Annotated in this window: 7 protein-coding genes and 1 pseudogene; 4 read left to right on the top strand and 4 right to left on the bottom strand. The window is 44.4% G+C overall.

Going from position 1 to position 10,810, the window contains the following annotated elements; all coding sequences use genetic code 11:
• The first annotated feature begins 235 nt into the window (after positions 1–235).
• Both AACV78_RS11650 and tsaB read left to right on the top strand, forming a co-directional pair.
• Positions 236–1,945, top strand: coding sequence for a serine/threonine-protein kinase (locus tag AACV78_RS11650; RefSeq protein ID WP_194013124.1), 1,710 nt, complete (start codon positions 236–238; stop codon positions 1,943–1,945).
• A gap of 2 nt (positions 1,946–1,947) precedes the next feature.
• A complete protein-coding gene (tsaB, locus tag AACV78_RS11655) occupies positions 1,948–2,727 on the top strand; it encodes a tRNA (adenosine(37)-N6)-threonylcarbamoyltransferase complex dimerization subunit type 1 TsaB (protein ID WP_194074406.1) in 780 nt (259 codons plus the stop codon).
• 133 nt (positions 2,728–2,860) lie between these two features.
• On the opposite strand, the gene AACV78_RS11660 is transcribed toward tsaB, so the two are convergent.
• The 4 genes from AACV78_RS11660 to AACV78_RS11675 all read right to left on the bottom strand — a co-directional run bounded on the left by AACV78_RS11660 (position 2,861) and on the right by AACV78_RS11675 (position 7,870).
• Positions 2,861–3,691: a DUF928 domain-containing protein gene (locus tag AACV78_RS11660; protein WP_194012804.1), complete on the bottom strand. Its 831-nt coding sequence runs from the start codon at positions 3,689–3,691 to the stop codon at positions 2,861–2,863.
• Positions 3,692–3,755: 64 nt separating this feature from the next.
• Positions 3,756–6,215, bottom strand: coding sequence for a CHASE2 domain-containing protein (locus AACV78_RS11665; protein WP_194012803.1), 2,460 nt, complete (start codon positions 6,213–6,215; stop codon positions 3,756–3,758).
• A 29-nt stretch (positions 6,216–6,244) separates the two neighbouring features.
• Entirely contained in the window at positions 6,245–7,195 is a 951-nt protein-coding gene (locus tag AACV78_RS11670) for a DUF1822 family protein (protein ID WP_194012802.1), read from the bottom strand.
• A 30-nt stretch (positions 7,196–7,225) separates the two neighbouring features.
• Positions 7,226–7,870 (bottom strand): hypothetical protein, encoded by a 645-nt coding sequence (locus AACV78_RS11675; RefSeq protein WP_194012801.1) that lies wholly within the window; start codon positions 7,868–7,870, stop codon positions 7,226–7,228.
• A 653-nt stretch (positions 7,871–8,523) separates the two neighbouring features.
• Between AACV78_RS11675 and AACV78_RS11680 the strand changes: the two genes are divergently transcribed.
• The gene (locus AACV78_RS11680) at positions 8,524–9,945 is read left to right on the top strand and encodes a CHAT domain-containing protein (RefSeq protein ID WP_194012800.1); all 1,422 of its coding nucleotides are present in this window, start codon (positions 8,524–8,526) and stop codon (positions 9,943–9,945) included.
• Positions 9,946–10,303: 358 nt separating this feature from the next.
• Positions 10,304–10,810: pseudogene (locus tag AACV78_RS11685) on the top strand (hypothetical protein); the annotation flags it as partial.

Below are 10,810 nucleotides of genomic sequence, written 5' to 3' on the forward strand. Positions count from 1 at the left end.
AAATGTGTGTAAGAGACAGGAGAGGGGGAGAGGGCGAGAGGGGGAGAGGGAAAAAAATAAAACGTATTGCTTTTTGTGTTTGTTCTTTATCTGCTAATTACTTACCAATTCCCGATTACCAATTCCCCATTATCAATTCCCCATTACCAATTACCAATTACCAATTACCAATTCTAAAATCCTCAATTCCCCCAATCTAAAATCTAAAATCTAAAATCTAAAATCTAAAATCAAAATGTCCTATTGCTTAAACCCAACTTGTCAGAATCCGCAAAATTCAGGGGATGCAGAATTGTGCCAAAGTTGCGGATCGAAATTGTTGTTAACTAACGAACACTCGCCATCTGCATCTCGCTACCGTACCATAAAGGCGATCGGACAAGGAGGCTTTGGCAGAACTTTCCTAGCAGTTGATGAAACAAAACCCCTGATTTTTTCGCAGTGCGTAATCAAGCAATTTTTGCCGCAAAACACCGCAGCCGAAAAAGCAGCCCAACTATTTCAGCAAGAAGCAGCCCAGCTAGAAATCTTGGGAAAACATCCCCAGATTCCCGAATTAATCGCGCATTTTGAACAAGACGGGAGACAGTATTTAGTACAAGAATTTATAGACGGTAAAAACCTCGCCCAAGAATTAGAACAAAAAGGAGCATTCACCGAAACTCAAATTCGGCAACTCCTCAACGATTTATTACCAGTGCTCCACTTCGTCCACAAATCCAAAGTCATCCACCGGGATATTAAACCAGAAAATATCATTCGCCGCCGCCTATCTCCAACTCCCTTACCAGCCTTAGAAAGTTCCTATCAACCCTCTCCTTTCCAAAAAGATATCGTTTTAGTAGACTTTGGCGCAGCTAAGAAAGTAACAGCAACCGGCTTGCCACAAACAGGTACAATAATCGGCAGCGCCGCTTATACAGCCCCAGAACAATTGATGGGAAAAGCAGTTTTTGCCAGCGATATCTACAGTTTGGGCGTTACCTGCATTCACTTGCTGACTCACATTCCTCCCTTCGACTTGTTCGACAGTACAGAGGATTCTTGGGCTTGGCGAAATTATTTGAAAAGTGCTGTTAGCGACGATTTCGGCCGCATCCTCGACACCATGCTCCAAAGTGCCACCAACCGGCGCTACAATTCAGCATCTGCGGTCATCCGGCACTTGAACCCCAAGCCGGTGTATTTAGAGGGGCAGCCTGTGCTGGATGCGCCGGAAACGTCCGCAGAACGGGTGGTTACACCTGCGCCCGGTGTGTCGCTCTTCACTCGCCAACAGCAAGCCGAAATTCAGCAAGCTTTGCAAGATGCGATCGCCCCATACAATGTTACAATCCAAGTCAGTCAAGCCAAACAAAAACTAAATATCGTCATCAACCGAACCGAAGACAACCCCATTTACTACCCGCACCTATCCCAAATAATTGCCACCCGGTTAACCGATTTGCAGTTAAATCAAATCACAGCCATTAAGCTATTGGGAAGAGTCAACAATTCTCGCATCCCAGAGTGGAAGGAAGTATTGCAAATCGATCCCAAGATTAAACTAAGAAACAAAATCGTGCGACTGCACCAAAATCAATTAATCAACAAAATCGCCCCTGTTGCTACCCAAGAATTTTGGCTACCTAAGTTAAAAAATACGGATTTTTGGATCGATTCGCTAATGTTTGCTTTGGTTTGGTTTATCTTTGGCTCTCAAATAGTCATTTTTAATTCAATATTTGCACTAATAGTTGCATCGGGTTTTATGACGGTTAAACATCAAGTTTCTCAAAACAAAGAATTTGCCAATAAAAATTTATTTGCCAGTTTAGTCCTGCTGTTTCTGATAACTGGTGGCATGGGTAATTCAAGAATTTTAAATACGGGAATATTTGGGGTTCTTTTGGGTTGTTTGGTTGTCGCTTTGCCCTTGTTTTTTGTAAAGGAAAATTATCATTAATCGTGAATAGCAATCCCCAAGACAGAATATCAGTTAAAAAATACGGCTTAGCCCTGCACACGGCAACTCCCGAATTAGGTTTAGCAATTAGCAATTTTTCCGGCGACTTTCGCTGCCAAACTTGGAATTTGGGCCGCAGTTTAGCAACGGATTTGCACCAGCATTTAATCGAGTTTATCCAGCCGCAAACTTGGGCGGATTTGGCTTTTATTGCAGTGGCGAAGGGGCCCGGAGGTTTCACCGGCACTCGCATGGGTATGGTGACGGCGCGGACTTTGGCTCAACAATTGGATATTCCGGTTTTTGCGATTTCAACTTTGGCGGCTGTGGCTTGGTTGGAACCCCCCCAACCCCCCCTTGCTAAGGGGGGGCTTTTGAGTGAGGAATTACCCCTTGATAAGGGGGGGCTTTTGAGTGAGGAATTACCCCTTGATAAGGGGGGGCTTTTGAGTGAGGAATTACCCCTTGCTAAGGGGGGGCTTTTGGATATCGCGCTGCAAATGCCTGCAGGGCGCGGGGAATTGTTTGGGGCGGTTTATGCAGCTAACAGTAATTCTGGTGTAACTGAGTTGTTTACAGATACGGTAATGACGGCGGAATCTTGGCAGAAAAAGTTGGAAAGTTGGGAAAATTCCTATCGGTTGATTGAAGTTGGCAGCGAATTGGGTGGGTCGGTTTCTGGTGTGTTGGAATTGGCTTATTTGCAGTGGAAACAAGGAAGTCGCCCTGAGTGGTGGGATGCTTTGCCTTATTACGGGCAACATCCGGTTAAAGGACAATAGACTTGAATTGCAAAATTAGAAAAACATCCTAAAATTATCTGTGTTTATCTGCCTGAAATCTGCGGTTTTCGTATCAGATCGTTTCCGCTTGCATCGGAAACGATCTGAGGACGAAAAACTCTACAATTGTAATTTATGGTATCACAACCGGGCCGGCTAGCGGTTCTTGACTTAACTCTTTTTCCCCAATAGACTCTAACAATTTATTCCAGTCACTTCTCAATTTTTCATCGCTTGGAGAAGCTAACAGCAAATTGCCCAAACGAGTCAATGAATCGTACCAAATATCAGGTGCGGCTGCATTAATCAGACGCTCTGTTTCAGCAGTTGTGGCTACCCTTTTCAGTCCTCCTTGGGCTGTCAAATCGGCTAGATTGTTTGTATTGTTTTTGCAGTATATTCTCAAATACCAACGATAAGATTGCTCTGTTTGTAAAGCATAGTTTGGAGATGTAGGTAAACTAATATTCACAATGCCAGGAGTTTTAGGTGGCTGGAAAGAAGTTTTGTAAATTAAGGTTTTTTCGTCTTGAGTGACTAGGACAAATTCTCCTTTTTTTATCTCTTCGGCAGCATAGGGAATGTAAAACCAAAAGGTAGGATGGGCAGAAGTTGTGAATACTGGATTTTGGCGGGGTACTAGCAGGGCGAGTATTTTATTTGTGCTTTTGCATGATTTTGATGGGTCGAGACCGCCACCAGGTCTAGTATTAGAATCGGGTGGTGTGCTAGTTGTCGATACTTTTGATCCGGCCCCTGGTGTAGTGTTTTTGTCGGGCTGCTTGACTGGTGTTTTTACCTTCGGTTTGCTGTTGGATTTGGCGTTTTGCCCGATCGCACTTGAATGATTTTCCAGCAAACCATTGTCTGCTAAAATAGCCAGATTAGCAGAATTTGACATCGCTGATGTAGCATCGATCGCCAAAATGAAACCCAACACTAACTGCAATTGCATTTTATACATAAAACCTCTCATCTCTCCCAGTCCGTAGAGGCGGATTTTGCCTGTACGGGCGCGGTTTCAAACGTCACAGCTTTGTTTGCGATTGTGAAGAGCGATCGTACACAAACAACATACCACCGGTCGTAACTAAAGCCAAAACCGCAGGAACCATAGGCATCCAGCCCCCCCAAATCAGAATTATCAAAGAAACTTGATACAACACAAAAATCATAGCACCGCTGGCGATCGTCAATAGCAAGGGCGATCGCCAACGCCAAGCCAACAACCCGCCAGTCACAGCAGCCAGCCACACAAAAACCGCATCTCCCCACTGAAACCTTTGCCATTGAGGTAAAATCCACAATAGCGGCCTTTTATCAATTACAGCGCTGAGAATTTGACTCACCATATGAGCGTGAATCCAAACTGCAGACATTTTACCGTAAGGAGTATCGAATTCAGTCTCAGAAACTTCCGAAGTATGACCGATTAAGACAATCTTACCCTTGACTAAATCCGGGTCTATTTTCCCTGACAATACTTCTTGCAGCGTCACCTTAAAAGCTGGTTTGGGGTTAGCGCGGTAGTTGAGCAATACTTGACTAACTTTTGGCTCTTTTAACGGTTGATAACCTCCTGTACGAGAGGCTAATCTTTTGAATGTAACACCGCCAATTACCCACTCTTCATTCTGGTTTTTTTCCAATTTTATGCCTTGATTTTCCAAAAATCGCGCAGCCAACAGAAAACTTAAGCTATTCGGAGCTTTGCAACTATCCTTGAAATTAGAAAGATTCGGGTGATAAGATAGAAGTTGGCGGCGAATACTTCTACCTTTATTGTCACGCGCTTCATCTTGCGGTAAATTGATAAAACCAATTTGATTTTCAAATTTACTTTGCAACAATTCTGGGGGTGGCTCCATAATTCTGCCTGCATTGTAGCTGCATACAGCAATGAGATTGGGATTCTTTTGAAAAAGAGCAATCAAATCTTTTCTACCCGGTTCCTTTGGGGAATTTCGGTGCATATTCAAACCAATTTCTGCAGGCTTAAATTGTAGCAATTTGTCTATCGCCCTGGCTATAATAGCATCAGTTTGCGGATAGTCGTACTTGTCAACATCCTTGTTAGTCACTTGCACCACCAGCAACCGATTGTCGATTAATTCAGCTTCCCGCTGCCTCATTAGTCGATCGAACATTGACAGTTCCAACACCTCCATCACCCCCAGAGAACGCGCTCCCATCACCGCCACGGTACAGGCCGTACTCGCCAAAATCACCGACTTCAAGGGCGAAAAACCCTTAACTGGCGCTCTTTTCTCATACCTAGGAACCGCCGTCAAATTTTCAGCAACAACAGGCCCATCGGACTCAATCAAAAAATCGCTCCACATCAGAGGCACCGCCGTCGGATGCTGCCAAATTACCGGCAACCAACTAGCACAAGGAAACTTATGCTCTAAATCCCCCAAACGGTTGCAAGCTTCCCTCTTTGCTGCATACAAAGACTTGCCAGCTACAAACTCTGTCAGAAAATATTTTAAAAATTCTTGAGCTACAACATCCGGCACCAACTCCCGCATTAAAATCATTTGCGGAATCATTTGGAAATCATCTAACTTTGTTGCCAAACCCAACCCGTCACAGCAGTTAAAAATTGCTAGCTGCAAACCATTATCCACCGCTTTTCTCAAACCAACCCACAGCTCATCAATAGTTAAACAATCATCTTTATTGATATAAATTTTTCCCGTACCATCCTCAGTTTCACCGTGCCCCGCAAAAAATATAATATCCCAAGATTGTTCCCAAAGCTCGTCAGTAATCTCTTTGCGTTTGGGTTCTACTAAAACTTTAACTTCAGCATCAGGAGACAAATTTTTCAGGATTTTCTCATCTTCTTTGATATTAATATCAGGGCTATCTCCCAAAATAGCTAAAATTTTCACCTTAGATTTGCGGAGAGGTTTCTGAAACTGTAGTTTAACAAAGTTTAATTGACCGAGCGACGGTTCAGCTTTCGGAAAATTATCAAACAAATCCCACAAGTGCCAAGGTAATTTGTGCAAATTCGGATCTTCGGTGCGAATTAATACCCTAATATCTTCATTATCATTTAATTTCTCTCTCAGTCGCGTATCAATTTCTCGAAACTGTTCTGACTTCAGCCAAATATTCATGGCTGCTGCTAGTTGCTGGCCGGATTCCTGGCATTTCTTCAAGGAACTTCTAGTGTCTGCTTCTTTCACCTTAACTCGCCAAGAAAAAGATTTGGAGCGAAAAATTGTTTTATTACCAGCTTTTACTAGAGAATTAAAGGCTGGAAAAATTCTTTTTTTATGGTTCCGGGAAGACATTCCCAAAGAGCGATATTTTTGAGACCAATGTTGGTTTACTAAAGCTGCTAACTCGGAATTTGCAGGTAAAATGCTAGTAATATCAGCCAAGGATTCGCCGTCATCCTCTTTGATTTCCAAGGTAACTCGAAAACCTTGGTTTGGCAAATTGCCATCTAATTTGAGATAAACTAATTTGCTCATAACACTTACCCCCTATGGATAATTGATGATTATGTGAAAAACAATTCACTCTCGCTAAAATCACCCAAAGCAATTTTAACACTAAATTGTTCTCCCGGTTCTGCACTCAACTTGAATAGCAAGCTATCGGTTTTATTAGCTCTAGCTTGTACCAAACTTTTTCCTTGCTCGTCCAAGACTATCAATTCCACATCTTCGGGTAATTCGATTTGGTTGTTTGCCGGACAAAGTTCTATCAAGATATCAAAATTTCCATGATTCGTTGGCATTATTCCCAGCATTAAATCAACTCTTTCTCCGGGTTCCAGTTCTACGGTTTTTATGCGTTTAATGTGAGTGTCACTATTAGCAAGATCGCTAATCTCTAAAGTTTGGCTACTCCTGAAATCAAACTGGAATTTTTGTCTGGATTCAAACACTTTTTCGGCGGCTTCCCAGCCGATGTCGAAAACATTATGCAACCATTGAATGAGATGCACTGGTTTGAGTTCGTCCAAGTATTTTGGCTGGAGTTCGTCCAGGTATTCTAGCAGGTTTTCGATCGACTCCAACTTGCTAATTGGAACTTTTTCTCGATCGCCCTTTTTGACAAATCCCAGCAACTTCACTTCTTCCAGGGATTGGGCTATCTCCACGGCAACATAACCGATTCTGTCCGATCGCACTTCTGCCGGAATCGAGACAAACTCTTCACCCTCACGCACAGGGCGGCACTCCAGCTTACCAAGATTTTTGACCTCCAAATCCGCAACATCCATGAATTTCTGGATCACAGGATTCCAGATATTGCTGGCGGTCAAATCAGTGTCTATTTCCATACACTGAAAGTAAAAATCCACTGCGTGCACCGCCAAAGCATTCAGATAAACCTGTTTGGCTTTTTTCGGGTCTGTTTGTTGCTGCGAGAGCCTTTGAGCGCTCAGGTGCACTGCTGGGGCGATCGGCATTGTCAAAACTAAATCAACTTCTGTGTTATTCATGATTACTCCCTGCTTTTGGTACATAATGTTCTACAAGTATTCTTTGAATCTGGGTGTAAATTTCTTTACACACCTCTGATAAAAAGTGCTCAAACTAGAAACGTTGACTCCTAACTCATCGGATATTTCCTGCCAACTTTCATCTTTTATAACTTTCTTCACCAACAAAAATTTAAAATTGACCTGCGGGTACTTTCTCATCACTTCGCCTTCAAAAAAACCTCCCGGATCTTCTACAATGATATCGCTCAAAGCAGCTTCAAGTTGACAAGATTTATTTTGCAATTGTTGCTTTTGTATTTGATTAAAAACTCGATCCATATCTCCACAGTATTCAATAGAAAACTCTTTTTTACCTATAACTTTAGGCGTAGATTCCTGAAAACATTTAAGCATCAAAAAATTTACCCACTGGCTGACTGTCTTCTCCGGTCGATAGTTGTGAATTTCCCGGCAAATTCGCAACGTTAAGTCCGATTTGGCTTCTGCACAAATTGCCCGATAAATTTCGGGGGTAAATTTTGTATTTCTGGGAGAGTGAACGATTTTATATTTTTCAACCTCCGCCATAAAATTGGTCATAGCTAGCCGTCGCCCTAAAGTTTTAGGCTGGTGATTTTGAGCAGCTATAGCTAGCTGTTTGAGCCGATCGTCAATTTCATCCTTAGTAGGCATCTCTTGTTCCAAGGGTACTCAAAAAAATAGTCGGAAAAGCGGATGCAGGCCGCCGGAGATTGGTTAACAAGCCGATCGAGATTGACTGGCGCGCATCCTCCTGCATAGCCCTCTATTTGTCTATCTGTCGGGATCTGGGATTTTTACGCAAAACTTCTGCAAAAGTTACAAAACTTTACATAACTCGCAAATTTTTGGGTGCTGTCACTGGTGTTGGTGCGTCAGGAATCCAGCATTGCGGACGTTTCAGCCTGCAGAAGAGATTAGGCTTGTTGCTAGTTTGCTAGTTACCAGGAAGAGCCTGGTAATGCTTCTGAGGCGAGGAAGGCTTAGAGGATGGAGAGAGGACTGCAGGAGGTGTTTAAGTTATTAAATTTTCGTTTCTAAGCACCCTACAGCAAATGTTTGGGGTTGGTTTTGGGCGATCGAGCTGCAGGGAAGGCGGCACACGCTACGGGAAATATTTGGCATTTGTCTTGAATGCTATAATCGAGCTCGCCAGCACAGGACGATCGCACTCCCAAAAACGCTTATTACACTCGGAAAAAGATGCTGTCGCCAAATGCGCCGTTAATACCACTGCAAAAAAATGCAGCTTTAGTCAGTGATTCTCAATCGTTGCAAATCAAAAATGGTACAACCGCCCCAAAACCATGCACCACCAATCCCCGCAGCCGCCTCAAAAACACGCGACTCCCAAAAAACTTAAAACAGCTATTTTTTACTGTTTGACAGCAATATTTTTCTGTTGGAGTACCGCGAACCTGCCTACAATTGCCCAAAATGCAGCCCCAGGCGGGCTTAACGGGCAAGAAATGAGAAATTTGCTCGATCGCGGAAACCTCATCGAAGCCGTCACCAGAATCGAACAAGACTGGGAAGAAGACTATCAAAAATACTTGCAACAAGACTTTGGGGCCCGTGCAAAAACCGCCGAAGCAATATCAAAAACCCTCTCCCGTCTAGCAGTTCAAACCAAGAAAAAACCAGCTTTAATTTACGCCATCCCGCGCACAGATCAACTCGAATTAATCTTAATATTGCCCGATCGCCCGCCAATTCTCCGCAGCGTCCCATCCGCCAAACAAGAAACATTGCTGTCAGCAGTCAAAAAATTCAACAACGAAATCACCAACCCCGCCAAACTCAGCACAACCAGCTATTTAGAAGGAGCGCAACAACTTTATCAATGGATAATTGCGCCCCTAGAAACAGATTTGCAAATAGCAAAAATTGAAACCTTGCTGTTTTGCGTCGGCGAAGGTTTGCGAACCGTACCCCTAGCAGCAATGCACGACGGAAAGCAATTTCTGATCCAAAAATACAGCCTCGCCCGCATCCCCGCCTTCAAATTCACCAACACTAACTACGCCAACCTCAAAAACACCCAAGTCTTAGCAATGGGAGCATCTATTTTCTCGGAAACGGCGAACAAACAACCGCTACCCGCAGTCCCGTTAGAATTAAGGACGATCGTCCAAGAGTGGCCAGGTAAATCTTTTCTCAACGAAGATTTCACCCTCGTAAACTTGCAATCGCAGCGCCTGCAACAAAGGTACGGCATCATCCACCTCGCAACCCACGCCGAATTCCGCCCCGGAGCTCCTAATAAGTCTTACATTCAATTTTGGGACACCAGACTCGGACTCGATCAAATGAGAGATTTAAAATGGAACAATCCGCCTCTGGAACTGTTAGTATTGAGCGCCTGCAGAACCGCCTTGGGAGACAAAGAAGCAGAACTCGGATTTGCCGGTTTAGCGCTGCAATCGGGAGCAAAATCTGCCCTCGCCAGTTTGTGGTACGTCAGCGATGCGGGAACTTTGGCGCTGATGAGCGAGTTTTACGAGCGCTTAAAAGTCAACAAGCCGAAAGATCCTCCTATTATTAAATCTGAAGCTCTCAGGGAAGCACAAATTGCTGCGATCGAAGGTAAATTAACCATAAATAATGGTCAATTGCAAAGCTCTAGGGGCGAAGTTTTTTTGCCTCTGTCTATCCCTAAACTCGACAGCAAAGATTTATCGCATCCTTATTATTGGGCAGCTTTTAATATGATCGGCAGTCCTTGGTAGGTGAGAGAAAGTAACAGGCTTTTGGGCTTGTTTGACAATAGGTTTATTGAAAATATTGTGGGGGATGCTCTTAGCCAGCCCAAAAAGTTAAGTCTTTTGGGCCGCCCAGCCGATCGCCGATGATGCCCGCCCAATGTCTAGACTTTGCCCGATCGCGATCGCCATAATTTTATGGAACCCTACCTGTAGGGAAACGGCAAAGCCTGAGTCCGGCGCGGGACTCTACCGATCGCGCCTCTTGACCGAAACAGATGATAGGCTGTACAACATAATGTAATTAAAATATCTGTAGCTGTCGCTCAACCAACCACCACCAACCTGCGACCGATCGAGCGGGACGCTTCCAGGGGAAACAAATATGAAAAAACTAGAATTTTTACTGCAGAAAGAAGGCGATCGCGCCTGGTTGCCCCTAGAAACCGCCGACGTGGAAATTCTAGAAGGCAAATACCGCGTCGTTGCTCGCATCCAGCACCCCAACACCGACATCGAAATTCGCGTCACCTACACATCCTTCGAGGGAGTAGTCCCGCAGCGGAAAGTCCAAAGCCGATCGGCACGCACCAACCCCGAAGGATTAGTCGTGATCATTCCCTACACCAGACTCAAACCGGGAATGTGGGAACTCTCCTGCTTGCCAGATCCTCGATCGACACCAGCAAAACCTTGGCAGTACGGCGTGCAATTGGAAGTATTGCCCGCAGAATCGGAAACCTCCGAACCCCTACCGCCGACGATCGACACCTCGGAACCTGCAACTATCCCCTCAGACTCACAAATCGCAGCACCGGTCGATCGTCGAGCAACCCAACCCCCAGCGCCACCGCAGCCTCCCAAAATCTACCAATTCCCCAATCCCCAAACC

Origin of the sequence: Tychonema sp. LEGE 07196 (genome assembly GCF_963890365.1) — a bacterium.
In the GTDB taxonomy this organism is placed as follows: Bacteria; Cyanobacteriota; Cyanobacteriia; order Cyanobacteriales; family Microcoleaceae; genus Microcoleus.

What these genes read in the sequence shown, in the direction of transcription:
- AACV78_RS11665 (WP_194012803.1), bottom strand. Translation starts at nt 6,215, where the DNA reads ATGAGCAAATTAGTTTATCTCAAATTAGATGGCAATTTGCCAAACCAA.
- AACV78_RS11675 (WP_194012801.1), bottom strand. Translation starts at nt 7,870, where the DNA reads ATGCCTACTAAGGATGAAATTGACGATCGGCTCAAACAGCTAGCTATA.
- AACV78_RS11680 (WP_194012800.1), top strand. Translation starts at nt 8,524, where the DNA reads ATGCACCACCAATCCCCGCAGCCGCCTCAAAAACACGCGACTCCCAAA.
- AACV78_RS11650 (WP_194013124.1), top strand. Translation starts at nt 236, where the DNA reads ATGTCCTATTGCTTAAACCCAACTTGTCAGAATCCGCAAAATTCAGGG.
- AACV78_RS11670 (WP_194012802.1), bottom strand. Translation starts at nt 7,195, where the DNA reads ATGAATAACACAGAAGTTGATTTAGTTTTGACAATGCCGATCGCCCCA.
- AACV78_RS11660 (WP_194012804.1), bottom strand. Translation starts at nt 3,691, where the DNA reads ATGTATAAAATGCAATTGCAGTTAGTGTTGGGTTTCATTTTGGCGATC.